Here is a 26,699-nt window from a genome sequence, read left to right on the forward strand (position 1 = left end):
TTAAGGCGCGTGAATCACCGAGCCGGACGATAGTGGGTGCATTTCTCTTACTTTGCCCAGTGATATTGGAACTGACTCGCAATAGATATGAGGAAATACAGACACTCCATGTGCTTTAAAAAGAGTAGAATTAAAACGAGGTGGTTATGGACAAATCAAGAGAAAGCCAAGATACAAACTGGGATGCAGTGACTTCAGCGGTTCATCGTCGCTGGGACAGAATTTCGGATGAGGAACTCAACTCACTGAATGAAAGTGCTGAAGCCGTCATTGAACTTTTGGCCGAGAAATATCACATCTCTCCGAAAGATGCCGAAGGACGCCTGCATGCTGCTGTTATGGAAGAAGAAGACCGCAGCCATTCTTTAAGTGAAATTCGTGCGGCTGAAATGCGGTTTGAATCAGATGGGGGGCGCGTGGTTCCAAGTTATACTGAGTTTCACGAAACCCACGACATGAACAGAATGCGGGTCCATCCTGAGAACCCGCACTAGGTAAAACTAGCCGAACAGCTTCTTGCCGCCGCTGACTTTCAGGCCTTTTTCCTTGGCGATTTCGCGAAGAAGTTTTTCCTCTTCCTTGCCAAGCTTATCCGGGAACTCGACGCTGACATGGTAGTAGATATCGCCGCGACGGTTGCCACGAAGTGACGGCAAACCTTCGCCGGTCAACTTCACATTATCTCCATTTTCACAGCCCTTTGGAATTTCCAGGTGTGCTTTGCCCGTCACTGTTGGCACTTCCACCTCGCCACCCAAAAGCATTTGGATGTAAGGAACTGAAATCTCTCCGATCAAATCATCTGCACGACGTTCGAACTTGTTGTGAGGCTTCACACGAATCTCAACATAAAGGTCACCCGGCTGGCCACCCATGTAACCGCCCTCACCTTCAGTCGCCACACGCAGACGAGTTCCTGTGTCGACACCCGGAGGAATGTTCAAGCGGATTTTTTTATGAACGCTGGTGCGACCTTTGCCTTTGCAAGGTTTGCACGGATTCTTAACGACTGTGCCCTGGCCATGACAGGTTGGGCATGTCGAAGCCATTGCAAAGAACCCCTGCGAGCGCACAACCTGACCTGAACCACCACAAGTGTGGCAGGTTTCCGGGTGAGAACCCTTCTCTGCTCCGGAGCCGTTGCAGACTTTGCAGTTTTCATCGGTATCAAATTCAATTTCTTTTTCAAGGCCAGAGATCACATCCTTCAGATTGATCTCAGTGACGTAGCGAAGATCAGAACCGCGGCGCGGTTCATTACGATTGCGACGCTGTTGACGTTGGCCACCGCCACCGAACAGATCACCGAAAATATCGCCGAAGTGCGAGAAGATGTCTTCCGTATCCTGGAATCCACCACCGCCACCGCGGCCTGTGAATGCATCGTGACCGAAGCGATCGTATTGCGCACGTTTTTGTGTATCACTTAGAACTTCGTAGGCACCGGCAGCTTCTTTGAACTTTTCCTCTGCCTCTTTGTTGCCGGGATTTTTATCCGGATGGTACTGCATCGCCATCTTACGATAAGCTTTTTTAATTGTGTCCTGATCGGCGCCCTTTTCGACGCCTAGAATTTCGTAAAAATCTCGTTTAGCCATGACTCGTCCATTTTCAACAATATGCGCTATGAATTAACGATTCAAAATATGGTGCTTTGTTGGGATTCGTCAAACGCGGAATGCAAAAAAGAGGAATTATTGATTTAAAATGGGCACTTAGAGCCCCTGCGGACGACTTGCGTTACGCTAGAGCTATTTAAACTGGGGATCCATACTGCGGATCTTGTCTTCAAGGCGTTTGATGAGCCCAGGATCTTGTTGTGTATCTTTCATATTTTGCAGGAGGCTCTTCGCCAAATCCAGATTGCCGGAGTCGGAGTAAAGGCGACCTGCCAGGGTTCGCGTCCACGGTGGCGCACCGTGATCGGCGGCTTGAATCAAAAGTTCAGCGGCCCGTTTATTGTCTTTTACTTCGTACATGTAGTGATAAGCGGCTCGGTATAGAATTGGCCAATCTGATGGAAACTCTTTAACTGCCTTTTCGAAAACTTTTGTCGCACCATCAACATCGGTGATTAAGATCGTTAAAGCTAAAGATCCGACGGCATAAGGCGCGCGGAATTTTGGCGATAGATTCGTGATTGTGTCGATCATTTTATAGAGCCATGAATCGTTGGCGCAAACAGATACCTCGCCTACTTTTCCGGATACTTCGTCACAGTAATCCATATCTTGAATAGCGCGAATCCAAATGGTGTCTGCCATTATTTCGGAGTAACCAAATGTAAATCGCTCTAACATTGGTGGTGGTGCGATGTATTTGGCTTGAATATCTTTAACAGGAATGAACGTTGTTTGCTGGGTAATCACAACAAGCACAAACGCAAAAATCCCAAGCAGGGTGCTTGGGATTTTTGGTGTTAAACATGATAGTTTCAAATTTACCACGTTCACTACAAAACTCAGACTAAGGGATACCGTTCACAGTGTTACGCAATACCTTATTGTTATCCATTGTCCAAGTATCATCTACACCTGCACTCGTATGAATTCTTGCCAATGCAGCAGCTATAAACGTTTGACCAGTACCAGCTGCAACAATTGCCGTACCTGGCAAGGCAGCAGTTACCGCCACACCTGTCGCACCATTCAACATGATGCAACCACTAGTCCCTGGAGCAGCCGCAGTTCCGCAGTATGTTTGCGTTTTAGCGGAACCATTCGTAATGGCTGTATTGAATCCATTCGCAGGTCCAGCAACTGCTGTTGCAACTTGAAAACCTACATTATAACGAAGCTGACCTTCAGGAGAGTAACCAACCGCCATAAATCTTGGATCGAAAATAGTATACTCAGCATAGAAGGCTTTCTCTGAAGTATACAACGAAGCCAAGTTTGTCTTTGCTTCTGATTGACGCGCTTTCGCGATGTATTTGTTGACTGCTGGCACTGCGATTGATGCCAACACCCCGATGATCGCCACAACGACCATCAACTCCACTAGGGAGAAACCAGCCTGTGACGTTCTAGTAGTTCTTTTCACTGAAGACCTCCATTTAGTCTTTTAAAAAATTCCGTTTACTTAAACTGACCTAATGCTTATCGACATAAGTGTGTCAAAACTAAATAATGAAATCAAGGGATCTTCATCAAAGTGACTACAAGGAAACGAAGTTTTGTTTTGGGATTCAACATGAGTCATACCAGCAAATGAGACACGACCAATCTCCAGCTTTTTTAAATCCACTAGACTTGCCTCCATCAAATTCGTGCTCAATGTGAGACAAGGAGTAGAATAAACCCATGGCTGATGAAAACGGTAATCGGAACAACAACTATCCATATGGATCCCCAGACGGCGAAGCCGGGGTCCAGCTCGTCCCAAAACTAGACACTCCGAAGATGTACAAGGTCATTCTTCTTAACGACGACTACACGCCTATGGACTTCGTCGTCCTTGTATTGCGTCGGTTCTTTGCAAAATCAGAAGAAGAAGCCACGAAAATAATGTTAGATGTACATAAGAAAGGTGCCGGCGTTGCAGGAGTCTTCAGTCTGGAAATAGCTGAGATGAAAGTGATGCAGGTAAACCAATTCGCACAACTTAATCAGAATCCCCTTAAGAGCACACTGGAGGAGGAACCATGATGAGCCGCGAGCTAGAACGAAAGTTAGCAGAAGCCACTGAACTGGCGAAACGTCATCGCCACGAGTTCGTAACCCTGGAACACATCCTGCTGGTTCTTTCCGAATCCCCTGTGATGGTGGAAATCCTTGAAGCCTGCGCGATCAACGTGCAACGACTTCGCACGGATTTGCGCGAACACTTGAAGGTCGGTATCCCACAAATCACAGATGAACAGCTAGGTTCCTATGGTGGATTTGATTCATGGAATCCGGAATTCACACTAGCCTGTCACCGATTGATTCAACGAGCTGCCATTCAAATGAAAAGTGCAGGACGCAATCAAATCAGCGAAGGCAGTCTCTTAATTTCTTTGTTCTACGAACAGGACTCCCATGCGACATTTGCACTGGCTCGCCAGGGACTGACCCAATTCGACATTATCAATTATGTTTCGCATGGGATTACCAAAGACGGAAAAGAGCACGACTCCCCTCCGTCAGCCGCCCCACGCTCAACGGACTTCAATCAAGAGTCCTTCGAGGAAGGTCGCGGATCTCCCCTTGAAAGTTTCTGCGTAAACCTGAACGAAAAAGCCAAATCCGGAAAACTGGATCCACTTATTGGACGCGAGGATGTGATCGAACGAACGATCCAGGTCCTTTGCCGCCGCACTAAAAACAATCCCCTACTTATTGGCGAGCCAGGTGTCGGAAAAACGGCCGTCGCCGAGGGTCTTGCTCAGAAAATAGTCAACGGCGAAGTTCCTGAAAAATTGAAATCGGCCGTGATTTATTCTTTGGATTTGGGCGGCTTGCTTGCCGGCACCAAATTCAGAGGTGATTTTGAAGGACGCCTAAAAGCAGTCGTCAAAGAAATCGCCAAACGTCCCCACACTATTTTGTTCATTGATGAAATCCACACGATCGTTGGCGCTGGGGCGACCAGCGGTGGATCCATGGATGCTTCGAATCTTTTGAAACCGGCTCTGGCAAATGGTGAAATCAGCTGCATCGGCTCCACCACTCACCAGGAATACCGTCAGTATTTCGAAAAGGATCGCGCTTTGAACCGTCGTTTCCAAAAGATCGACATCAACGAGCCGACCAACGAAGACTGCATCAAGATTCTGACTGGATTGCGCAAAGCTTACGAAGACTTTCATCATGTGAAATACACGGATGCGGCCTTACGATCTGCCGTCGAATTGTCGCAAAAGCATATTCACGGAAAACTTCTGCCCGACAAAGCAATCGACGTCCTGGACGAAGCTGGATCGCATTTCCGTTTAAAAGATAACACAGACAAAGAACTGACTATCGATATCGGCGAAATCGAAGAGACCATTGCCAAAATGACCAACCTTCCAATCGCGACCATTTCTTCGACTGAAAAAACTCAGTTGCGCGATCTGGATAAGAAACTTAAAGCCCTGATCTTTGGTCAGGACGAAGCCATCGACCGGCTCGTTGCGAGCATCAAATTCGCACGCAGTGGTTTGGGCCGCCCCAATAAACCGATTGGCAGCTTCCTGTTCACTGGCCCGACTGGTGTTGGTAAAACTGAAGTATGCCGTCAGTTAGCACAGATGATGGGCGTTCACTTTGAACGCTTCGACATGAGTGAGTACATGGAGAAACACGCGGTTTCAAGACTGGTCGGTGCGCCCCCGGGATACGTGGGCTATGAAGAAGGTGGTTTGTTGACGGAAGCCGTCTCCAAACACCCTTACTGTGTCCTGCTTTTGGATGAGATCGAAAAAGCGCATCCGGATATCAACAACATCCTTCTGCAAGTGATGGATGCGGGTCGCTTGACGGACAGCAACGGTCGCGTTGCTGACTTCAAGAATGCCGTCATCGTCATGACCTCCAACGCGGGTGCCGCAGAAACTGCACGAGGAACAATCGGCTTCGTGGAAGAAAGCCGCAGTGGCCTTTCCATGGATGCGATTAAAAAAGCCTTTGCTCCAGAGTTTATCAACCGTTTGGATGCTGTTGTTTCCTTCCGCGATCTTTCTGATGACATGATTTTAAAAATCACGCAGAAATTTGTCGATGAATTGAAAATGGTATTGCTGCAGAAAAAAGTGGAACTCAATGTTTCTCAGGATGTCATCAAGTGGTTGATGAAAAAAGGATTCGACAAGGTTTATGGTGCCCGTCCGCTGGCAAGAACTGTGGACGAACACTTGAAGAAAGCTCTGGTTGATGAACTTTTATTCGGTCGCCTTATGGATGGTGGACGTGTCAATGTGGATCTCGAGAAGGACGTTTTGCGGTTCCAATTTAGCACCACACCGAATGGCGGCACGGGCCAAAAAAATCAAAAACAGCCAGTTACAACCTAGTCGTTCTTAGCACCTCTTCTTAACAGATTTGAAGAGGTGCCCCTATTGACAATTCCTTGAGAGACATCAAAATTAACTAGTCAGATTGCCCAGCTTGCGCTGGGGTGTCTCTTAAAGGAGTTATTAAAATGGCATTTTTCAAAAGAATCGGATTATTTGTACTGACGAACGTTATGGTTATCGTGACCATCGGTATCGTCTGGTCGATCGTAAGCCGCGTATTGGGCTTGACCGGTTTGAACAGTTACCTTCCATTCATGATGGCATTCTGTCTTGTTTGGGGTATGGGGGGCGCTTTCATTTCTTTGCTGATGTCCAAATGGATGGCAAAGATGTTCCATGGTGTAAAAATCATTGAACCAAACAATTCAAATCCAGAGCTTCGCCACCTGGTAAACACAGTTCATGATCTAGCTCGTCGTGCTCAACTTCCAAAAATGCCAGAAGTCGGAATTTACGAATCTCCAGACATCAATGCCTTTGCGACAGGTCCTTCCAAAAAGAATTCCCTGGTGGCGGTATCCACGGGCTTGCTGCAAAGAATGAACGAGAAAGAACTTGAAGGCGTTCTGGGGCATGAAGTGGCACATATCGCGAATGGCGACATGGTTACCATGACCTTGATCCAAGGTATCGTGAATGCTTTTGCGATGTTCTTCTCCCGCATCCTGGCAAACTTGATTGCGCAAAACGTGGACGAGAAAATGCGCGGTATCGTGCACTTTGCCTGCGTTATCATTGGCGATATCGCATTCACTTTCCTGGGATCATTTGTGGTGAACTACTACTCTCGCAAAAGAGAATTCCGTGCTGACGCTGGTGGCGCCAAGTATTCATCCCGCGAAAACATGATCGCAGCCCTGCAAAAGCTTCGTTCCGTTTATGACCTGCCAATTCCACCGGAAGAAGGTCAGACAGCCACGCTGATGATCTCCAACCGCGACAAAGGCGGCATCGCTGGACTTATGATGACACATCCACCGCTTGAAGTTCGTATCGAAGCGCTTCAACGCGGCGGTCGTCTGTAAATTTCTAATCCTTTGCACACGAGGCATGAACGGCTTAAGCTTAATTCATGCCTCGTTTTTTTATTGCCCTCTCATTTTTATCAGTTCTTATGGGTTGCGCGACCACTTCGCGCCAAGACACTCGCTTTGAAAAAAGATTGATCCCCCAGGATAATCCTGAATGGGTTCGACTTTACCTGGAAGCAAACACCAAAAAGAAATCAGACCCCAAGGTGGCCTGCGATAACTATAAGCAGTTATCAAGCCTTCACGAACTGCCTATTCATGATCTGGCACTGTTACGCGCTTACGAAGTCTGCGCGCCTGAAGTAAAACTAAATCCCCTGCCTGAGACCATCAATCCGTGGTACGCGGAGCTTTTTGCTGACATCAAAGTAAAAGCATCAGCCGCAACGACCGAATTAAAGGATGATGCAGAGGCATTTCTTGCCAAAGCGGCCGTTGAAACCAACAAAAAGAAAAAAGAGGATTACCTCTTAAAAGCTTTGGAAAACGCGCAAAAACTGCAATCCCCGGAGCTTATCACTGAAATCCAAACGCAGCTTTATGCGAACTCTCCCCGCTTAAATCCTGCACCGGAATTTAAGGATCTAAGTGCCGTTGCCATGGATCAGCGCTTTAACCGCGAATTTGATCCGGCATTGACGACATATCGTAAAATTCTGTCCAGCAAAGAAGCCAGCAAAGAAGCCAGCAATGAAGACAAGTTTCAAGCGACCAAAAATGTTCGCATGACTTATAAGGTCGCTCAGCGCAAGCAAGACTACGTCAATGCAACGACAGAGCTTTCGAACACCACAAAGAAACAATATCTGGCAAATAAAAAAGACCGCAAAGCTCTGGCCCGCTACCACGATGCTCAAGTTTTATTGGCTAAGACATTGTGGACTGAGGATCAAACCACGCTCGCCTATAAAACTTTGACGGCGACGAACCGCGAGCTTCGTGGTCTGTATCCCATGGATGAAGTTTATTTTATCCAAGGTCGTATCGAAGAGGAAAAAGGGAATTTTGAAAAGGCTTTGGAGTTCTACGAAGAAAGTTACAAGCAACCGGCGAGTCAGGCCGGCTTGCGGGATAAACTGGCTTGGTTAAAATCCTGGAACTACTACAAACTGCAACGCTTTGACGAGGCCTCGAAAAGCCTTGAGCAAATGCGTGATACTGTCAAAGATTCATCCGACAAGATGAAGGCAAAGTTCTGGTTGGGCCGCTCCTTGAAGAATCAAGGTAATGCCCCTGAATCCACTACCGAGCTGGAAAGTCTGATCAAAGAAGATCCTTTGGGCTATTACGGCATGATGGCCTATCGTGAATTGAATCGCGAATATCCAGCGATCAAAGCCAGCTCTCAGGATTCAGCCAACGCCACTGTTTTAGGCATTGGTGAATTGCAAGGGCACCTGCGCCTGCAAATTGAGTGGCTGATCACTGTGAACGAAAAGAAGTTTGCAGAAAAAGCACTGAACCAGGCTTCTGATGATCTAAAAAAACAGAATGTAACTGACGAAACAACATGGCTGACAATGTTCTCGGGCTACGCTCGTGCGGGACTTTATCTCCCGCTTTTCTCAACACTGGGATCCCTGCAACCAGAGGTTAAAGATCGTCTGCTTAACGACCATCCGGAACTTTTATTCCCTCAACCATATGGCGATATCGTGGCTGCAGCTTCCACGAAGAGTGGTATTCCTCAGGAATTCATTTACGGAATCATTCGTCAGGAATCTGCGTTCGACCCTGAAGCCCGCAGCCCTGTGGATGCCTTTGGATTGATGCAACTCTTGCCAAGTGTTTCTAAGAATCTGGCCAGCACCTATGGCCTTCAGTACAAAGAAGCATTGGACCTGTACAAACCAGAGATCAACATTCCATTGGGGGCCTTTGAACTAAAGAATCTGATGAAGAAGTACAATAACCAGTACATCCTGGCAGTCTCTGGGTACAACGCCAATGACTCCGCCATCCGTGGCTGGCTAAAAACCCGCTTCCGTTCCGATGTGGTGGAGTTTATCGAGGAAGTGCCTTACGAGGAAACTCGGGCCTATATCAAGCTCACGATGCGGAACTATGTGTTCTACAATCGCCTGCTGCATCCTTCACAAACCACTCGTTTTCCTGAAGAACTTTTGAATTTTAAAAAGTAGCCCCGACCAAGTGCCTGTCTCAATTTGAGATAGGCGTGGTTTTAGCTTCACCTCGACGACAATTTGCCGATAAGCCCCTTGGAGAAAGGGGAACTCTTCATGTTTTCTCGCAAGTGGTTGCTTACATCAGGTGCTGTCGGCGTGATCTTCTTTGGTGGATTGGGCACATACCTTTATTTCTCAGATGCTTCTTCCCCTTCCCGCTCTCAAAGCTCCAGCAAACAAAAAGATCGTCTTTTTGAGAACTCTACAATCACTTCAAAAACTGACAAGGTTGAAGACGAGCCCAGCGCTCTATTCAATGACCCAGCGATCAGCCAAGCTTGGGGTTTGAAAAAATCCGATGCGGCCCGTGCGTGGTCTGTCACTCGCGGTGACAAGGATATCGTGGTCGCTGTTATTGATACTGGCATTGACGTAAAACACGAAGACTTAAGCAAGAACTTATGGATGAATCCCGGGGAAACTGGCAAAGATTCTTTAGGCCGCGATAAAGCGACCAATGGCATTGATGACGACGGCAACGGCTTCGTTGATGACGTTCACGGTTGGAACTTCGTTTCTAACAATAACAAACTGGATGATAATCACGGACACGGCACACACATTGCCGGCATCATCGGCGCTGAAGCTGGAAATGGCAAAGGCATCGCGGGGGTTTCACCTGAAGTCAGCTTGATGATCCTAAAGTACTACGACCCTAAAGTGCCAAACACAGACAACTTAAAAAACACGGTTGCTGCTATCAAGTACGCAGTCAGCATGGGTGCAAAAATCATCAACTATTCCGGTGGTGGTACTGAGTTCTCTCAAGAGGAACATGATGCTGTGAAAGAAGCCGAGAAAAAAGGTATCCTTTTCGTCGCAGCGGCAGGTAACGAGCGTTCTAACTCTGACGAGCATCACTACTACCCGGCAGACTACAAGCTTAGCAATATCATCTCGGTTACGGCATTCGACCCATCCGTCCAAGTATTGAACTCTTCAAACTATGGTGTTGAGACCGTGGATATTGCAGCCCCAGGACAAAACATCCGTTCTTGTCTTCCGGGTAACTCCTATGGATTTATGACCGGCACCTCTCAAGCGACAGCCTTTGTATCCGGTGCTGCGGTGTTGGTAATGGCCAACAAACAATCCTTCAATGCGACTGATACGAAGAAATACATTCTTGCCACAGGTGATGCGCAGACTCAGCTGGCGTCAAAAACCCGTACATCCCGTCAGTTGAACCTTTATAAAGCTTTGACGATTTTGGACCAGGGTGTTTCAGCTTCGGGTGTAGTGACAGTCAATGTGGACAGCATGCAGAAATTGGGGGCTGATCCGAATGAAGCCCCTGCTGGTCACGCTGCCAGCGAAGTCAGTCGCTTTGGTCGCTCTTTAATCAATGCGATTGGCAACGGCAAGCCTAAGCCAACTCGCCTGGGCACTAAAGCCACAGGCGACGAAAGCTTCTAAAACAAAAAAGGCAGTCTCACCGACTGCCTTTTGTTTTTAATCCATGAAATCAGAAAGTGATAAGCGTCCGCGGATCATGACGATCATACCGGTCGCCATACAGGCTAATGCCACGCCGACGCCGACAAGGTTGCGGTTTCCAAGATTTAGCAGGCCCCATAGAATCAACACAGCACTAACGGCAAAGGGGCCGATGTAAACCCACTTCATCCACTTTGGACGATTTGCGTGCGCTGGGTTCGCCACTTTCATGGTTGGCTTTTGTGAAATGCCCACGATCATCATGCTGTTGATACGCGCGATCATTTGATCGCAAAGTGCATCCCCACCCTGAGCTGATTTAATTTCTTCGTATTTCAGGATCGCAAAACGATGAGCATCAAGTTCCGCACAACTTTTGATGAAGGCCTCATGAAGGCTTTCGTCTTCAAAATTATCCAAAACATTTTTCCACTTGCGCACCAGGCTTGGTTGCGCGCGAAGGCTGGCATCCTTAGGCAAGCCTTCCAAACGCTCAAACAACACGTGGCAAGAGTAGCACTCATGAGCGCGGCGACCGTTCAAGGCCCCGCATTTTGGACAGGACTTCATTTCCTGGCTTTGCACTTGCTCCACTGTTGGCTCAACCGCGGGCTTGGTGATGGATTCCAGGATTTCCTCTGTCGTGACTTGTTTTTGCTGCGCATCAGAAGATGCCGCCATACCAGCCACTGGTACCAGGAAAGTAAGCACACTTGCAGGATCCATCGGAGGATATTCGAAACCAAAACGGTTGTCGCAAGAAATGCACTGAAATACCGGAGTTTCCGAATGAATATCATCACTCGCAACTTCGTATAATTTGGCACAACCTGGGCATCGGACTTTTAATTTCACGTGGACTCACTCACTCTTTGTGTTACTAATACCATGATGAAGAAAGCCGTTCAATTATTCAAGCACAAAGCCATCGATTTACGTTGGGCATTACTCTCGGGAATTTTGGTGGGAACAAGCTACATCCCGCTTCCACCATGGGCTTTGCTGTTTTGCTATGCTCCTTTATGGATTTCCGTCTCTGGAAATAATTCCTCCGCCCCTCTGAAGAAGGCCTTCTGGAGCGGTTGGTGGACACAATTCACTCTGACAGCAATTGGTTTTCACTGGATTGCCTACACGGCGCATGAATTCGGCGCAATGCCTTGGGTGGTTTCCTTTGCAGCACTGCTGCTTTTTTGTGCTTTCATGCATCTCTACATTCCGGCGGCGACCACTTTGGGAGTATTTCTAAAAAAGAAATTCAACCTCTCCCAAACTCAGACTCTATTCACGATCGCCTTGTCCCATGCGCTTTTGGAGCGCATCTGGCCGGTCATTTTTGACTGGAATTTGGGCTACACACTTCTGGCGGCCCACATTCCGGCCTATCAGTGGGCTGATGTGATTGGCTTTGCCGGCTTGTCAGCAGTAATCTTGCTGCTAAATGCCTGGGTGGCTTCAATTTGGATCGGCTTCAAAAAGTCTTTGCACAGTTTTGGCCAGATCACTGCACTCCTTGTACTTTTAATTGCCTTGGTCGCAGGTGGCCATTTTCATAAAAGCAAATGGGATCACTTCGATCGCGAGTTCAAAGCCACAATCATTCAAGCCAACATCGGAAACTCCGACAAGATACAAGCCGAGCAAGGTCGTGGCGCCCAGGACTTTATCACTCGTAAATTCACGAAGATGACCCTGGATGCAGCACAAAAGTTCCCTGACACTGATTTGTTCGTCTGGCCGGAAACGGCATTCCCGGATTACTTGGATCAACGCCTCTTAAATCGCAAGCACTCGCAAACTCTGGCTCGCGAACTCGTAAACCTGCAACAGCCGATTCTTGCCGGGGCCTATTCGCGCAGCCCGGTTGTTGATCCGCATCGCGATGAAGCCACTTTCAACGCCCTGTTCTTGATTGATGGACGTGGAAACAATCTCGATTCTCCTTATTTGAAAACGAACCTTCTGGCGTTTGGAGAATATCTTCCGTTAAGCGAAAAATTTCCGATCATGCTTAAATGGCTGCCTTTCATTTCAAACTTTGGACGCGGCACAGGTCCGCGGGCCCTGAATTGGAATCACAATGAGGACTCCATTCGCCTGGGTGGTCAAATTTGCTATGAAGGCCTGGATCCAGCGTTTTCACGTGGCTTGGCGGCGGCGAATACTGACATTCTCGTGAATGTTACAAATGACTCTTGGTTCGGGCGCACCTTTGAGCCCTTGCAACACATGTACATGACGCTGGCGAGAGGAATTGAAATCCGTCGTCCCCTGATTCGTTCAACCAACACCGGTATTAGCACGGTGATGCTGGCAAACGGTGACCTTCAACAAACTTCCCCACTTCATGAAGAGTGGACCGGACAGTTTGCGGTAAAGTATTTGAAAAACGCGCCAGCCACCGCTTATGTTCAATGGGGCCACTATGACTGGCTCGTTTTGTTGTTCGCGCTTTTCGGCATTGTTCTTATTGGAGCCCTGAATGCAAGATCTCGTCGTCCTTGATTGGATTGAAATATTAGAAAAAATTAAATCCCACGCCACCAGTGATGTGGGCCGTGAAGCAGTACTCGACATTAAGCCGCTGTCTTCCGCCGAAGAAGCATATGTCAGCTTTCAGGAAATTGCCGATGCCACTGAAGTTTTGAATCAAGGACTCCGTCCCTACATGCAGAGTCTGGATCTGTATTCAACATGGATCGCTCGTCTGAAAAAGAAAGCCGTACTTAAAACTCTGGAAATTAAAGACGTTCGCAGCTTCTGCATGGAAGCCCTGGCCTTGAAGGAAGCGCTTGAACCCATTGAAAACTCCTGGGCAAAACGAATGCATGACAGCTTGATGGATGCGGAAGAACCTCTTTCAGCCATCGACCAAATTCTGACTCCCGGCGGAGAAATCCGTTCCGACGCGAGCGAGACTTTGTACAATTTGTTCAAAGAGAAAGAACGCCTGGCCCGCGAAGTTCAGAACACCCTGGATCGCCTGGTGCGCGACCATCAGATGGAAACCGTCATTCAGGATAAATTCGTCACAACCCGCGAAGGACGCTGGGTTCTGCCCGTTCGCGCTGGCATGCAAAGCAAACTTCCTGGCGTGATCCACGGTTCTTCACAAAGCAAGCAAACTGTTTTCATTGAGCCCGAAAAAGTCATTCCGACCAACAACCGTCTCAGACAGGTTGAAGCGGAAATCGAGGACGAGATCGAAAGACTATTAACCCAGCTTTCCCACTATCTTTCATCACAAGTGATAGACATTGAAAGCTCGCGTGTCTTGATGGAGGAAGGCGACATTCGCTTCTCCCAAGCCCAGTTCACGAACCAAATCAATGGACACCCGATTGAATTCGCCAAAGACACGATGGAACTTATCGAAGTTCGCCATCCCCTGCTGCAATTGAGTGGTAAAAAAGTTATTTCAAACACGGTTCTTTTGGATGGCAAAAAAAGCATCCTGCTTTTAAGCGGTCCCAATGCCGGCGGTAAAACCGTATTGCTAAAATCAATCGGACTTGCTGCCCAGATGGCTCGCTGCGGACTTCCTATTTGCGCCAGCGAAACTTCGCGCATTCCGTTTTTTAAAGACGTCCTGATCGGGATCGGCGACAGCCAAAGTGTTGACGAGGAACTCTCTACCTTCGCAGCCCATTTGAAAATTCTGGGAAAGGCTGCTTCCGTCAAAGGCCATCAAAATCTGATCTTAATCGACGAAATCTGTGGCTCCACGGATCCCGAAGAAGGAAGTGCCCTGGCAAGGGCCTTCATCGAGGAATTTTCCGCAAACGATGTCTTTGCCACCGTAACGTCGCATTTGGGTCCTTTGAAATCCGGCTGGGATGAAAACTCCCGCGTCCTTAACGGCAGCATGGAATACGATCCTAAAACCGGCCGCCCTACATATGGATTTTTGGCAGGGATACCCGGTGACTCCTTGGCAATTCAAACTGCAAAACGTGTTGGCGTCGCCCAATCCATCGTTCAAAGAGCCATGGATGTATTGGCGCCAGCCACGCGCGCACGCCTGGAAGGCCTTGAACAGATTGAACAGTTGAAAAGTGATATCTCAATTCTTCAGGATCATTTGCGTAAAGAAACCAAAAAGGCTGTCGAAACCAAAAACAAGTACGATGGATTGCTTGCACAATTCAACAAAGACAAAGATGAGTGGCTGCAACGCACTTTGAAGAAAGCTGAACGCAAAGTGGAGGACGCTATTGCGCAAGCCAAAGTGGCAGAAACCTTCAAGCGGCACGCGGCTCTTCAGGAAATCAAGTATCAGCTTCCTGAAATCGTCAAAGCCAAACCAGTCGTGCAAGCCGGAGCTCCACAGACAGCGGAGGAGTTTGCAAAAAAATTCCCTCCAGGCTCGAAAGTGTTCGTTCCCACTTTGAATCAGGACGGCATCGTGCAAAGTGCACCGAACAACAAAGGGGATCTGTTGATTTTGTCAGGCTCTGTGCGCCTGCAGGTAAACTGGCAGGATTTAAGACTGCCAGGCAAACCACAGAACCCCACTTCCCAACTGGTAAGAAAAAATTCAGGTGGTTTCTCAGCCTCGATGGCCGATGAGGATCGCACCTTGGATTTGCGTGGCAAAACCGTCGAAGAAGCGCTACAGGAGTTGGAGATTGCTTTGGACAAGGCTGCCACCACCCGCGAAGATCGCCTGAAGATCATTCATGGACATGGCACGGAGGCTTTGAAAAAGGCCGTCCGCACATACCTGTCTCGTTCTGTTTATGTAAAAAAATGGAAAGCGGGCTCTCCTGAACACGGCGGTGATGGCATCACGTGGGCGGAGATTGGCGAAGCTTGATTTTTTTAGGAGGGTCTATTGGAATCCTATCTCTTTGGTAGTTGGGTAATCTCCAAGGCCCTCGCTCTGTCATATTTCATCGCATTCTTGTCTCTCTCCACACAGGTGCTGGGTCTTTTTGGCTCCCGTGGAATTCTGTCCATTGATCATTTGCTTAATCTTCTGGATAAGGAATTGGGCCTCTCACGAATCCGGCATTTTCCTTCGGTGTTTTGGCTTGCCTCCGGAGATTTTACTTTAAAGGCCGCATGTCTCATTGGAATGCTGGCTTCGACCTTGGCTTTGTTGGGGTTCAGCCAAAGCTGGATGTTGCTACTGTGTTGGCTTTTATATTTGTCTTTTTGCTCCTGTGGCCAGGTTTTTCTTTCCTATCAATGGGACAACTTGCTTTTGGAACTGGGGCTCATAGGACTGTTCTTTGCGCCTTTCGCTATCGAGTGGATTCCCTTTGCAAGTTATACTATCCATCCCATGATATTCGCGCTGGTTTGGCTGCTTCTGTTTAAACTGATGTTCTCATCAGGCCTCGTTAAATTAAACAACAAGGATCCTGACTGGAAAAATCTTTCCGCTCTCCGCTACCACTATTGGACTCAGCCCCTGCCAACTCCCCTGGCCTGGTTTGCTGACAAGCTTCCTTTGCCTTTGCAAAAGCTTAGCTGCGCACTCATGTTTGTGATTGAAATTGCCGTGCCATTTTTAATCTTCATTCCGGGCCTGGCAAGCTTCAGTGGTGCGCTGGCTTTGATCCTGTTGCAGGTACTGATTATCCTAAGTGGTAACTTTGCATTCTTTAACCTCATCACATTGGGCATGTGCCTGTCCGTGATCCCTGACCGGTTCTGGAGCATGACTGATACATCCTGGATCATACCTGTGGGTGTCTCCACAGAAATAGCGGTGGCAGTGCTGGTCATATTGCTTCCGGGAAATTTGTTTTGGATATTTAAAACGGCTTTTGAAAAGAATCAGTCCTTGGACTTCATGCTGCCGTGGATGCGAGCTCTGTATCCATTTCGCATCACCAATCCCTATGGGTTATTTGCAGTCATGACCAAAACCCGCCCTGAAATCGTGCTTGAAGGCAGCAACGACGGCAACACCTGGCTCGAGTACGAGTTCAAACACAAGCCGACAAAACTCTCTCATCGCCCGACTGTGATCGCTCCCTTTCAAGCTCGCCTGGATTGGCAAATGTGGTTCGCAGCTCTCGAGGGATTCAACGAAAATCTCTGGCTGCAGAATCTTGTGACTCGTCTGCTTGATGAATGCCCGGAGGTGCAGGAGTTATTTAAACATGATCCTTTCGAGGGGAAATCCCCCAAGTTCATGCGCTTCGTGAAGTACCAGTACCATTTCAGCAACTGGGAAGAGCTAAAAAACACCGGCAATTGGTGGAAGCGCGATCATTTTTCCATGTACTCCCCTGTGTTTGAACGTGATGAAGAGCCCTAAGCATCTAAATCTGCTGACTGAAGTATTGACACCTGTCTAAGTGAAAACGCGCTAATTTCTCTCTGAAAAAAGTTAGACAGTGAAATTTCAGACCGCGTCTCAAGAGTAGCCAGAATAAAAAATAAATTGGAGATTTTTCGCGGAATCTCGCAAACTTGTTTTTAGGGGAAATTCAAACCAAAGGCTAGGTAGTCATGCACAACTATCGGGACTTTATTTTACGCGAACTCGAAAAACGTCAGAAAAAGAATCCGTCTTACTCGCTAAGAGCATTCGCCAGAGATCTGGAAATGCCCAGCTCACGACTCAGTGAAATTCTGAATCGTAAAATGGGACTTTCAGAGGCACGGGCGATCAATCTTGCCGAGCGACTGAATCTGACTCAACCAGAGAAAGAGTACTTTATCGACTTGGCACTCTCAGAACACGCACGCAGTGCGGTTATGAAAGAGATGGCTCTACGTCGAGTCAAGGCTCGAACGGAGTTGATCGAAACGATCGACAGCCGGGATCTCAGCGGTTTATCAGATGGGGCGCATATCGCCATCCAGGTAAAACGCGAACAGTACGCTCATGCACTGGAAAAGATAAAAACATTCCAGGAGCAATTAGCAAAGGACCTCGAAGCACCCTCAGAGAGTGATTCGGTGTACAACCTGACTGTTCGCTTGCTGGAACCGACAAATACAAATGAATAAATAACTAGACCCCCTCAAAACTCTTTTGAGGGGGCTTTTTACTTAAAAATCGATCAAAATGAACCGATAAGTGTTTCAAATCGGGAGTCTTGATCGTGAGTAAAGCCAGATACACAGCTGCAAGTATAGGTATTGCCATTTTCATCGGATATTTTTCCGGGAAGCAGTACTCAAGTCTAACCACAAGAAGAGTCGAAACACAGGACCTGTCTTCCACCAATAAAGTGGAGTTTGAAACTCTGAAGCTGAAGCCCTTCCCAAAGGCGGAAGTCCTTGCGGCAAAAAAACTCCCTTCCTTGCGAGCGGCGGATGAATTCGTCGAGCCCTTCCATGAACGCCATGATTTTAAGTGGTCGCCGTCATATTCCGTGTCCGCGCCCTCTTTCGACTCCAAAAACAGACCTTACTTTCGTTACAACGATCGCGAGCAAACTGTCCCTGTAGCCAATGGCTTCCAAACTTTGCGCCAAAACTCATGGACTCACTACCCGTTTATGGCGGAGCAACTGCTTCCATTTTACGACAGAAAATCTGCTGAATTGATCATGGAATCAAAGCAGGACATCTTGTGGGATCCCAAGATGGCCGTCTTTGATAAAAACGATCGCATGTACACAGTGCTTCGTATGAAAACCACAGTTTTCAACAAAGACACTTCTTATGTGATGATGTACTCCGATGACAACGGACTGAACTGGCAGGGCTTGCCTTTGGTTGGAACCAAAGACACCGCATGCGTCTTCAGAGTCCTGGGCACGAATGACTGCCCACTTCCGCAGTTGTATGATTTGGAACGCCCCCACAGCCGCGCGCCCATTCAAGGCCCACCAGCAATGCTTTATTATTTAAGTGACGGAAAGCTTCCAGGCTTTGAAAAGGATTACTCCTGGTTGGGAACTGTCGGAAAGCTTTATCTGCAACCGATCACCAGGAATTCCAAAGGACAACTCGAGGCTGAAAAACCAGTGCTGTTAAGCCTGAGTGCCCAGGAGATTGGCTACCGCAGCGGATCGTCACCCAAGATCATCCGTTCCGGCAACAAGTACTTCGTCGTCTGGCTGGAGGCGAATCGTGAATTCAAACCGAAAATGAACTCCGCAGGACGTGCGATTATTCCCAAGCCCGACACCAACAATCAGCCCTATTCTGAAATCTGGATTGCTGAATACGATCTGAAAACGAAAAAGGTCAGCAAAAAGCCGATTCTGAAATCCTGGCCGGTCAATGACACTCACAATCAGCCGGGCATCGTTCGCACATGGAATGGCAACTTGATTGTTGTTTCCGGAGGCCATGGATCTCACTTCATGTCCACTTACTCCCTGAAGCCTGATTCCATTGCACAATGGAGCACGGAAATCCCGATGAACACCGCGGAAACAGGATATAAGAGCAACTACAGCTCGCCTCAATGGGGTGGAGGCAGTCAAACGTATATCTCCATGATGATTGATGCGAACGACACCGTTCACACGGTTTATCGCCAGTGGATGCATGACAAGAAGATTTTCGATTTCGAATATTTCGGAGCCCTGGTTTATCAGAACGGAAACTTCGACAGAAAAACGAAAACCTTCCGCTGGAATCCTGCTCGGGTTCTTGTGTATCCTAATGCTCCAGAGTACACACACTGGTATCAGGTGATGACTGTGGATCGCAAAGACAATATATATGTTGAATACAGCAACATGAGACCGTACCCACCATATCAGGTAAAGGATGCAAAGGGACAACCTTCATTCGTGTCCCCGTATCTTAACAACGCTCTTCTGCGTTCTGAGAACAATGGCAAGACCTGGTCTCTGGTGTCAGACGATGACCTGAAAAAAGCGCAAATAAAGTAAACAGAAAATTTCAAATAATTCAGCTTACGAAAATTTGAAGTAAAGAAAAAATGCGATGATGATCCAAATCGAGACAGGATCCATCGCGTTTTTCATTCTTATGTTAATCGTTCGACGGTTCCCTGTTGAATTCCTTAGGGAAATTTCGCTCACTGTCTCATTCGAGAATGTTTCATTGACTCCAAAAGATGAGAATTTTCCTGATTGTTAACTACTCTTTTTACAGTGTTACTCAGCTTTACAGCGGCGACGATTTTAAGCCCTTTCCGGTTGGCACAACCGATGCAATAACGTCTGGCATAGGGGTAATTATGAAAAAGACAAACGCATACATCTCGATTCTCTCTCTAGCTGCTTTATCTGCTTGTGCTCCACAGGACATGAGTTTCACACAATCCACGCTGGCTTCCTCAAGTCCAGGTCAGTCGGATACAGTTATTCCTTCACGAGGTCTGTCTCAGGATTTCAGAATCCAGGAGAATTCCAAAATTGATATTCTTTTCGTGGTCGACAACTCCGGTTCGATGGCGGAAGAACAAGCTAACATGTCATCCAGAATCAATGGCTTCATGGGCTTGGTGGATCATTTGGACTGGAGAGTCGCTTTAACAACGACGGACCCTCGTATCAATACTGCCGATTCCAGTGGTATGAATGCCCTTTGGGGTGACGGCCAAATGAGATTGATGAATGGCAAACGCTTTTTAAGCAATGCCGATGGCTCTTCACAAGCACAGGCTGCTTTGGCTGACGCTATTAAATTGGGTGATAAAGGTAATGGAGACGAACGCCCTATCTTTAGTATCTACCGTGCTATCGAGCGTGACGTTGCTTTGCCGGCAGCAGACAGATTCTTCCGCACTGATTCCAACCTTGTCGTGATTATTATCTCGGATGAGGATGAGTGCAGTAATGGTCAATGTACCACTGGTTTTGATGTATCGAAATCTCAACCTTCAAACCTTGTAAGCCTTGTCCGCTCCAGACTGGGCTCTGAAAAAGTCATGATGGTTGATACGATTGTTAAGTCTCCAGGCGACAGCTCCTGCACGACTTCCAATCAGCCAGCTCCAGTCTTGATTTCCCTGGCTCAGATGACTGGTGGTATCGTAGGTTCAGTTTGCGCAACAGACTATACTGCGATCTTGAAAAATGCCGGTGACGCTGCGGTATCATTGACTAGATCTGTGTCCCTAAGCTGCAAGCCGATTGATGCAGATAACGATGGTAAAGTTGATTTAGTAATCAAAGACTCTGCTGGTAACGTGATCTCTTCCGGCTACTCTGTAAGCGGTAATATCGTAACGTTCCAGGCTTCCTTGGTAAACGGTAACTACAAAGCAGACTACCGTTGCGCGATGTAATCTTGAATTAATCTAATAAACCTCGGTTGAAAAAACCGGAGTTTCCCTAAAAGCCCAACCATGGTGGTTGGGCTTTGTTTTTTTCTGAGACACCACTCAAAACTGTCAGCCCAATTTTGTCAGCTTCGTCGTAACGTAATGAGATCTGAGCAAACCCCACCTTACTCCCCTTCTAACTCTTTGAAAATGCTGTGCTAAATGGCGTGTTTCTAAATAAAATATGGCATCGCAGTTGCTTATTAGATCAGTAGAACAGGTGCACGGGGGCTTTATGAAAATGTCTAATTTGAAAAATGGTTTAATGACGGTTCTTTTGATTGCAGGTGCGGCGGCTCTAACAGGTTGCGGATCATCTGGTGCACAATCAACGGATCTAGCAAGTCGTGAAGTCATTACTTCAACTACTGACGCCGACAAAAAAGCCCTTGCTGTTTGTAACTCCACTTCCACGGCAGGCCTTGCTGCCCGCCAAATGGCATACACGGAAGGCAGCAGCTACCGTATGGATTTGGTTTGGGTCAAACTCACAACTCTTCCAACTGGCTTTGCTGCGGGCTCCTCTTATATCTCGATGTGGAAATGGTATGCGAACTCCAACGGCACCACTTATTTGAATTCCTCAGCAGTGCCTTTGGCTCTTTATGATACTCAAGCGAAAAAATTTATCACTTCCTGGGGCACATCCATCAATTGGACTTCGATCTCTGCATTGGCTCTGTCAATGGGTTACGGTGAACCGGCTTCTTTCTTTGGCCGCGTGATCATTCTTGCGAACCTTCAGGATTACAATGGTGACTACGATGTTTTGAAAATCACGGCCTATAGCTCATCCACAAACAAAGCTATCACTGAAATCAACGGCTTGCTGCCAATGTTCACAGCCAATCCAAATGCATACGCCACCGAAAGCTCCGGTGCCGCTCGCGCTTCAGTTCTGCAAAAGCTTCATCCGTTTTACTCTTATAAAAGCTCTGGTTACACGACAACTCAGTATCAGGACATGGCTAAAAACTATTGCTTCTGATTTTAACCTGATTTGAACAACCCCCTAAGACGCCAGCTGTCCCCCCACAGTTGGCGTTTTTCTTTTAGGCGATGTTTGAATCCTCTTGGGGTTTATGGCGCTCAAAGAAGTACTCGTAGCTGTTGATCAATAAAAATGACAGCAGACAATAAAAAGGTCCCAGCAACATCGCGAAGGCAATGCCTTTAAGATCCGTCAAGTACCCCACCAGCAAATGCATTCCAACCAGCATCATCGAGTCTGTCGCCATCATATAGGAAACCGCCGAATCCAAGTCTGTGGGAAATTTCGAAGAGATCCAAGTGATGGCCAATGGATAAAACGGAGCCACCGTGAATCCCGTGATCGGGAGAAAAATCGGATTCCAGTGAACTCCCACATAAATACAAAATGCACTCAGCACGACTGCCCCCGAAAGCTGCACGCGTAAACTAAAGGGAAGTTTAACCAATGCAAACAACGTTCTGCCTATCAACATGCCGACAAAAAAGTAAGTGACGTACAAGGCCGACATCTCCATGTCGTAGTTCATCACCCGTCTCATAAACAAAGCCAATCGCGACGACACCATGATTTCCGCACAAACACAGAAACTGACCATAAAGGCCAAAAACATCTGGGGCTTGAAATTGCGCGCTTTGTTTAGTTTATGATTTTCCGGAACAAACTCAGCTTTTTTATGAAGATTTTCATGACTGCCGTGGAAGGTATAAAGCAACAATCCTAACGGCACCACCGTGATGATCCCGAATGTCCACCGCCAGCTGCCGGTCACATGCTCCACAGTAGCTGCAATCAGGGGCGAACAGAAGCTGGCCACCCCATACATCGCATGCAAGCCCGAAAGCAATTGTTGCTTGCGATTTTCGCTTGAGCCCAATGGTACCAATACGTTGGGAATCAAACCCACAATCCCAAGACTCATCCCGAATGTCAGAGAGAAAAACAAGAACACATAAAAGTGCGGAGCCGTCGCCAGACCTATCAAAGAAAAAATCAATGCAATCGCCCCGCTGCGCAAAACACTGAGACGATCAAAGCGGCGAAGCAGAAAGCGCGCCAGATAACTGGCAAGAAATCCCGAAATAGAACTCAGGGCGAACATCCATGATCCCATGGAGTCGTTCACCGCAAACTCTTTCATAATTTCAGGAAAAAGCGGTCCGCGCACATTGTCGCTCAGACCAAAAACAAACAGACTGATATAGGACAGAATAATGTAAGGCCAGATCATCGGATTAGTGCGAAGATTCCTGGCTTACTTCCTCGGCCTGCAGGTTTTCACCTTGTCGGTAACGATCCACCAAAGCCTCATCCGTCGTCGGGAACGAGAACAGCAAAGAGTGAACATTGGTTTCGTCGTCCTCTTGAGTGATGGCCACATAAACCAGATCCTTCGTTTCGTGATCCGGGAACTCCTTGATGAAGCTCACCAGCACGTGGCCTTCTGTATCGGTTTTTCTCCAGATTTCATCTGCGGACTCGATCGTTTCCTCACGTAATTCTGCGTAGTCCTGGAATTGCTCCTGCGCAATGTCCTTGTCTGTGCGCACTTTCATCATCGCTTGATAAAGGCCCACAGCCAAAGGATCACCTTCAAGCATTGCATCACCTTCGATGGCGCCAACGGAAGCTTCGGCATAATTTCTGTCGTAAACCATCTCACCTTTTTGGTAATGATGCCAAACGTTGGAATCACGGGTTGGGAAATGCATGAAAACGAAAGTTGGATACTCTTCTTCTTCAACCATGTACGCGATCGCAATGTACTTAAAGGCCGTCGCACCCTCTTCATACTCACGAATAAAATAGTAAACCGCGTAGTCCTCTATGGACTCGCTATCCATCCAAACTTCATCCGGATCATCCAATGTGGACTCCAAATAATTTTCCCGGGCCATTTGCTCTTCGTCAGTAAAATCATCCGGCGTGCGGTAGGATTGATACTCATCCTGAAACTTTTTAATCGCTGTTTCAAAGTAGCCATAAAGGTCCTTTTCGGTTTCGAAAATCAGACCGGCTTTTTCATCGACGACGATATATTCTTTTTCAGTGATAGATTTTGACTTAACAGGACGAGTTTTAGCTTTGGCCATCGTGGCTCCTTATTGCCTATTATGGAGAGAAATCCACCCTGCCAACAACAGGAAAAAGATCTGACACGACAAGCCCCGTCATGACCTTGCGTTTTCCTCTTGCAACTCTCCATTTTCTTCCCCAACATTCAAATTATGTTGTGCCATTAAATGGTTTTTCCAAGGTGCAAGGAGGCGATCTTGGTGAATATTGAAGAGACAAGTCTTGAACGAATGGAAGCACTTCTCTCACACTCCGCAATGGGTGTTCATGTTCTGTTTGATAACACAACCATCGCGAAGGCTCTGAAGGAAGTCACAGACGACAAGGACTTCTACAGCTTTGACAAGATGAAGAAAGTCCAAGACGTGATGACTGAGCTCATTGCGCGCAAAACCTATTTTGAAAAAATGGCGTATTTGCAGGCATTGGACTCGGACTCCCATCAAATGCTGATCCGCGCCTATTTTCACATTGTTGAAAATACGGTTCGCGCGAATCACGAACACTCCCATTAAAAACCGTTTCCGTCGAAACGGTTTTTTTATGACTCTTTCTCGAGGGAAAGTGTTTAATTTCTATTCAATTTATCCAACATTTCAGGGCGAATCCGGGATCTTGATTTTTGTGTCGATCTCTTAGAGTCCTAAATCGACATCAACATCGAAAAATAATGCAACGCGGAATTCCGATGATATCCTGATTTCATGTTTTCCCACCGCAAAGCCGATAGGGGATATTGTGAAATATCGACGTCTCTTATCGGCTTTCTTTATTTTCCTGATCCCGATGCTTGCCCACGCTGAGTATCGAGTCTTCGTATTGAAGATTTCCACAGCGGCAAAGCCTTCGGAAGGACAAGACGCTTCCGAGAACACTGAGCCCGCCTTTCGTCTGGTTGAAAGCACCTTGGATCCTGAACAATATCGCTCCTTCTACCCGGTCGCAGCCGATGAGACCATCACCTACATCGATACCTGGCGCTGCTATGGCCGTACTGGCGGCATGAAGCCCTTGTGCCCCAACCCTAAGGGCCAGATTCCCTCGGAAGAAAACCCAGGACCCTAGTACCACTGCCTCTTTTTGATACACTAGTGGATATGTCATCTATCGACAATTCCACACGCAAATCCAATCAAGCCGAACTGTCTGAGCTTCAGACCGAGCACAATCGTAAGAAGAAACAGATCACCAAGGAAAATGAAGGTCAGCTTGAAGACCTGCGTGGATACTACGCCGATAAAAAGGAATCCGTTCGCGAATCCAATGAGGCTGCAATCAATCACATCCGCGACCGCCAAAAGGAAATGGTTGAGGATTCCGCCCAGAAGCGCGCTGCCCTATCTGACAACTACAACGCGCGCACAGCAACCCTGCAAAAAGACTACGACCAAAAAATCACTGACACCCGCAACAAGCGTCGTGAGCAATTGGACACAGTCCAATTGGAATCCAATAATAAAATCAAAGACACTCAGGATCATGCCCAAAAACAAATAGCCGGCATCAGTGAGCGTTCGGCCGGCGAAATCCAAAAAGCCAAAGAGCGCTACAACAAAGACATCCGAGAGGTAAACACCTTCGGCCAAAAGCGTCTGGATAGCGCCCATGAACAAAACGAGAAGTCTATATTAAATGAAATAGAGCGCGGCAAGCTTGCGCAGACAAAACTGCGCACCAATCAGGAAGAGGACTTCTCGAAACAACGCTCCTCTGGCGAAAAGAAAATCGCCATTCAGCAAGAACAACAACAAAAGCAATTGACCCGTTCAGAGACCGAATTCCAAAAGGACTATGAACAGCAACAAAAGCACTGGGATTCGAAAGAAAAGAATTTGAATAATCAGTACAGCCAACGAGTCATGCAAAACAAGAAAGCTTATGAAAAAGAACTGAAGACTCAGAATCAGCATTTTCAAAGCACTTACTTGAAAAACAACGAAGCCAATAAAGAGTCATTGAATATCCAAGAGGATATGTATGCAAAAGAACTTGCGGTGACTCGTGAAAAGTTCTCCAAGCAGGCAGCCAAGTACGAAAGCAAAGAACACGATCCTTTTTATAAGGTCGAAAATCGCGGCAGCCAAATGCAGGAGACTTCCGACTTTTACGTATTAAGAGCCTTCGTCCCTGAGCACGAAAAGGATTCCGTGCGCGTGACGGTTCAAAATGACCGCGCCACTGTTTCCGGCCAGCGCTCTTTCAAAGATAAAATTGAAAATGAGAACAAGAAAACCACCAGCAGCAGCTTCCAGACATTCCGTGAGGAATTTGCTTTCGAAAAACCCATTGTCTCCGAGGGTATGACCCGTGAGCGCGATGGCGACTGGGTCGTCTATACGATTCCCAAAATGACTTCTATGGGATTCAACCGCAAAGCTTAATCAAAAAAAAAGGGACCTTGCGGTCCCTTATGACAGTTCGAACTTCGGCACTTGGCACGGATTCAAAAGATCTTCCAGGAAAAATGCCGCTAACTGATGACGTCCCTCTACGGCTGCTTTCTTGTATAGAATCAATGCTTGCTGTCGAACAGTAGTCTCTGAAGTTCCACGAGATTGCGAAATAGCGCGCAAGCTCAGTCCCTTCAATAGCAACAAACCGATGTCACCTTCGGTCTTCGTAAGCCCCCATTTTTGAAATTGGCGTTGAACAACAGGATGAAGTCCGCCAGTGGGGATACATACGTGTGCACAATTTGACTTGATGATGTCCTGCATGGAGTTCTCCTCTAGAGACATCAAATGCGAAAATTTCTTATATGTCATCTAACATGTGTTTGGTGACATAT

23 protein-coding genes are annotated in these 26,699 nt (G+C 47.3%); 16 read left to right on the plus strand and 7 right to left on the minus strand.

What is annotated here, in order from left to right; all coding sequences use genetic code 11:
- Window positions 1–146: 146 nt before the first annotated feature.
- Window positions 147–494 carry a hypothetical protein gene (locus ACLVWR_RS00855; protein WP_413582077.1) on the plus strand — a complete coding sequence of 116 codons (348 nt, stop codon included), beginning with the start codon at window positions 147–149 and terminating at the stop codon, window positions 492–494.
- 6 nt (window positions 495–500) lie between these two features.
- Here ACLVWR_RS00855 and dnaJ read toward each other — a convergent pair whose 3' ends face one another.
- From dnaJ to ACLVWR_RS00870, 3 genes are all read right to left on the minus strand, one after another.
- Window positions 501–1,598, minus strand: a complete 1,098-nt coding sequence (dnaJ, locus tag ACLVWR_RS00860; protein ID WP_413582078.1) for a molecular chaperone DnaJ — start codon at window positions 1,596–1,598, stop codon at window positions 501–503.
- Window positions 1,599–1,751: 153 nt separating this feature from the next.
- Window positions 1,752–2,378, minus strand: a complete 627-nt coding sequence (locus ACLVWR_RS00865; protein ID WP_413582079.1) for a tetratricopeptide repeat protein — start codon at window positions 2,376–2,378, stop codon at window positions 1,752–1,754.
- 88 nt (window positions 2,379–2,466) lie between these two features.
- Window positions 2,467–3,042, minus strand: coding sequence for a type IV pilin protein (locus ACLVWR_RS00870; RefSeq protein ID WP_413582080.1), 576 nt, complete (start codon window positions 3,040–3,042; stop codon window positions 2,467–2,469).
- Between the two features lie 260 nt (window positions 3,043–3,302).
- On the opposite strand from ACLVWR_RS00870, the gene clpS reads away from it, so the two are divergent.
- The 5 genes from clpS (at window position 3,303) to ACLVWR_RS00895 (ending at window position 10,610) form a co-directional block, all read left to right on the plus strand.
- Window positions 3,303–3,647, plus strand: coding sequence for an ATP-dependent Clp protease adapter ClpS (gene clpS / locus ACLVWR_RS00875; RefSeq protein ID WP_340596779.1), 345 nt, complete (start codon window positions 3,303–3,305; stop codon window positions 3,645–3,647).
- Window positions 3,644–5,974, plus strand: coding sequence for an ATP-dependent Clp protease ATP-binding subunit ClpA (clpA, locus tag ACLVWR_RS00880; protein ID WP_413582081.1), 2,331 nt, complete (start codon window positions 3,644–3,646; stop codon window positions 5,972–5,974). Before clpS ends, clpA begins: the two co-directional genes overlap by 4 nt.
- 128 nt (window positions 5,975–6,102) lie before the next feature.
- Window positions 6,103–7,002, plus strand: a complete 900-nt coding sequence (gene htpX / locus ACLVWR_RS00885) for a protease HtpX (protein ID WP_413582082.1) — start codon at window positions 6,103–6,105, stop codon at window positions 7,000–7,002.
- 47 nt (window positions 7,003–7,049) lie between these two features.
- Window positions 7,050–9,149 (plus strand): transglycosylase SLT domain-containing protein, encoded by a 2,100-nt coding sequence (locus ACLVWR_RS00890; RefSeq protein WP_413582083.1) that lies wholly within the window; start codon window positions 7,050–7,052, stop codon window positions 9,147–9,149.
- A gap of 99 nt (window positions 9,150–9,248) precedes the next feature.
- Window positions 9,249–10,610 carry a S8 family peptidase gene (locus tag ACLVWR_RS00895; RefSeq protein WP_413582084.1) on the plus strand — a complete coding sequence of 454 codons (1,362 nt, stop codon included), beginning with the start codon at window positions 9,249–9,251 and terminating at the stop codon, window positions 10,608–10,610.
- 36 nt (window positions 10,611–10,646) lie between these two features.
- On the opposite strand, the gene ACLVWR_RS00900 is transcribed toward ACLVWR_RS00895, so the two are convergent.
- The gene (locus ACLVWR_RS00900; protein WP_413582085.1) at window positions 10,647–11,486 is read right to left on the minus strand and encodes a hypothetical protein; all 840 of its coding nucleotides are present in this window, start codon (window positions 11,484–11,486) and stop codon (window positions 10,647–10,649) included.
- Window positions 11,487–11,519: 33 nt separating this feature from the next.
- On the opposite strand from ACLVWR_RS00900, the gene lnt reads away from it, so the two are divergent.
- The 7 genes from lnt to ACLVWR_RS00935 all read left to right on the plus strand — a co-directional run bounded on the left by lnt (window position 11,520) and on the right by ACLVWR_RS00935 (window position 21,832).
- Window positions 11,520–13,136 carry an apolipoprotein N-acyltransferase gene (gene lnt, locus ACLVWR_RS00905; RefSeq protein ID WP_413582086.1) on the plus strand — a complete coding sequence of 539 codons (1,617 nt, stop codon included), beginning with the start codon at window positions 11,520–11,522 and terminating at the stop codon, window positions 13,134–13,136.
- Window positions 13,114–15,447 (plus strand): endonuclease MutS2, encoded by a 2,334-nt coding sequence (locus ACLVWR_RS00910; protein ID WP_413582087.1) that lies wholly within the window; start codon window positions 13,114–13,116, stop codon window positions 15,445–15,447. Before lnt ends, ACLVWR_RS00910 begins: the two co-directional genes overlap by 23 nt.
- 18 nt (window positions 15,448–15,465) lie before the next feature.
- Window positions 15,466–16,902, plus strand: a complete 1,437-nt coding sequence (locus ACLVWR_RS00915; protein ID WP_413582088.1) for a lipase maturation factor family protein — start codon at window positions 15,466–15,468, stop codon at window positions 16,900–16,902.
- A gap of 194 nt (window positions 16,903–17,096) precedes the next feature.
- Window positions 17,097–17,600 (plus strand): hypothetical protein, encoded by a 504-nt coding sequence (locus tag ACLVWR_RS00920; protein ID WP_413582089.1) that lies wholly within the window; start codon window positions 17,097–17,099, stop codon window positions 17,598–17,600.
- A 95-nt stretch (window positions 17,601–17,695) separates the two neighbouring features.
- Entirely contained in the window at window positions 17,696–19,444 is a 1,749-nt protein-coding gene (locus ACLVWR_RS00925) for a hypothetical protein (RefSeq protein ID WP_413582090.1), read from the plus strand.
- A 311-nt stretch (window positions 19,445–19,755) separates the two neighbouring features.
- Window positions 19,756–20,808, plus strand: coding sequence for a hypothetical protein (locus tag ACLVWR_RS00930; protein WP_413582091.1), 1,053 nt, complete (start codon window positions 19,756–19,758; stop codon window positions 20,806–20,808).
- A 271-nt stretch (window positions 20,809–21,079) separates the two neighbouring features.
- Window positions 21,080–21,832 (plus strand): hypothetical protein, encoded by a 753-nt coding sequence (locus ACLVWR_RS00935; RefSeq protein WP_413582092.1) that lies wholly within the window; start codon window positions 21,080–21,082, stop codon window positions 21,830–21,832.
- A 64-nt stretch (window positions 21,833–21,896) separates the two neighbouring features.
- On the opposite strand, the gene ACLVWR_RS00940 is transcribed toward ACLVWR_RS00935, so the two are convergent.
- On the minus strand, window positions 21,897–23,066 hold the full coding sequence (locus ACLVWR_RS00940; RefSeq protein WP_413582093.1) for an MFS transporter: 1,170 nt from the start codon (window positions 23,064–23,066) through the stop codon (window positions 21,897–21,899).
- Window positions 23,067–23,070: 4 nt separating this feature from the next.
- Window positions 23,071–23,928 (minus strand): PBECR2 nuclease fold domain-containing protein, encoded by an 858-nt coding sequence (locus ACLVWR_RS00945; protein WP_413582094.1) that lies wholly within the window; start codon window positions 23,926–23,928, stop codon window positions 23,071–23,073.
- A gap of 183 nt (window positions 23,929–24,111) precedes the next feature.
- Here ACLVWR_RS00945 and ACLVWR_RS00950 point away from each other — a divergent pair, with 183 nt between their 5' ends.
- From ACLVWR_RS00950 to ACLVWR_RS00960, 3 genes are all read left to right on the plus strand, one after another.
- Window positions 24,112–24,426 (plus strand): hypothetical protein, encoded by a 315-nt coding sequence (locus ACLVWR_RS00950; protein WP_340597531.1) that lies wholly within the window; start codon window positions 24,112–24,114, stop codon window positions 24,424–24,426.
- Between the two features lie 223 nt (window positions 24,427–24,649).
- On the plus strand, window positions 24,650–24,976 hold the full coding sequence (locus ACLVWR_RS00955; RefSeq protein WP_413582095.1) for a hypothetical protein: 327 nt from the start codon (window positions 24,650–24,652) through the stop codon (window positions 24,974–24,976).
- Between the two features lie 32 nt (window positions 24,977–25,008).
- Window positions 25,009–26,292 carry an Hsp20/alpha crystallin family protein gene (locus ACLVWR_RS00960; RefSeq protein ID WP_413582096.1) on the plus strand — a complete coding sequence of 428 codons (1,284 nt, stop codon included), beginning with the start codon at window positions 25,009–25,011 and terminating at the stop codon, window positions 26,290–26,292.
- Window positions 26,293–26,319: 27 nt separating this feature from the next.
- Here ACLVWR_RS00960 and ACLVWR_RS00965 read toward each other — a convergent pair whose 3' ends face one another.
- A complete protein-coding gene (locus ACLVWR_RS00965) occupies window positions 26,320–26,628 on the minus strand; it encodes a hypothetical protein (RefSeq protein WP_340596762.1) in 309 nt (102 codons plus the stop codon).
- Window positions 26,629–26,699: the final 71 nt, after the last annotated feature.

Origin of the sequence: Bdellovibrio sp. HCB288 (assembly GCF_047305935.1) — a bacterium.
Lineage (GTDB): Bacteria > Bdellovibrionota > Bdellovibrionia > Bdellovibrionales > Bdellovibrionaceae > Bdellovibrio.

Bases quoted from the DNA above. Each gene is read 5' to 3' on its own strand.
- ACLVWR_RS00960 (WP_413582096.1), top strand. From the start codon at position 25,009: ATGTCATCTATCGACAATTCCACACGCAAATCCAATCAAGCCGAACTG.
- htpX (WP_413582082.1), top strand. From the start codon at position 6,103: ATGGCATTTTTCAAAAGAATCGGATTATTTGTACTGACGAACGTTATG.
- ACLVWR_RS00855 (WP_413582077.1), top strand. From the start codon at position 147: ATGGACAAATCAAGAGAAAGCCAAGATACAAACTGGGATGCAGTGACT.
- clpS (WP_340596779.1), top strand. From the start codon at position 3,303: ATGGCTGATGAAAACGGTAATCGGAACAACAACTATCCATATGGATCC.
- lnt (WP_413582086.1), top strand. From the start codon at position 11,520: ATGATGAAGAAAGCCGTTCAATTATTCAAGCACAAAGCCATCGATTTA.
- ACLVWR_RS00895 (WP_413582084.1), top strand. From the start codon at position 9,249: ATGTTTTCTCGCAAGTGGTTGCTTACATCAGGTGCTGTCGGCGTGATC.
- ACLVWR_RS00930 (WP_413582091.1), top strand. From the start codon at position 19,756: ATGAAAAAGACAAACGCATACATCTCGATTCTCTCTCTAGCTGCTTTA.
- ACLVWR_RS00940 (WP_413582093.1), bottom strand. From the start codon at position 23,066: ATGATCTGGCCTTACATTATTCTGTCCTATATCAGTCTGTTTGTTTTT.
- dnaJ (WP_413582078.1), bottom strand. From the start codon at position 1,598: ATGGCTAAACGAGATTTTTACGAAATTCTAGGCGTCGAAAAGGGCGCC.
- ACLVWR_RS00965 (WP_340596762.1), bottom strand. From the start codon at position 26,628: ATGCAGGACATCATCAAGTCAAATTGTGCACACGTATGTATCCCCACT.
- ACLVWR_RS00935 (WP_413582092.1), top strand. From the start codon at position 21,080: ATGAAAATGTCTAATTTGAAAAATGGTTTAATGACGGTTCTTTTGATT.
- ACLVWR_RS00910 (WP_413582087.1), top strand. From the start codon at position 13,114: ATGCAAGATCTCGTCGTCCTTGATTGGATTGAAATATTAGAAAAAATT.
- ACLVWR_RS00890 (WP_413582083.1), top strand. From the start codon at position 7,050: ATGCCTCGTTTTTTTATTGCCCTCTCATTTTTATCAGTTCTTATGGGT.
- ACLVWR_RS00920 (WP_413582089.1), top strand. From the start codon at position 17,097: ATGCACAACTATCGGGACTTTATTTTACGCGAACTCGAAAAACGTCAG.
- clpA (WP_413582081.1), top strand. From the start codon at position 3,644: ATGATGAGCCGCGAGCTAGAACGAAAGTTAGCAGAAGCCACTGAACTG.
- ACLVWR_RS00945 (WP_413582094.1), bottom strand. From the start codon at position 23,928: ATGGCCAAAGCTAAAACTCGTCCTGTTAAGTCAAAATCTATCACTGAA.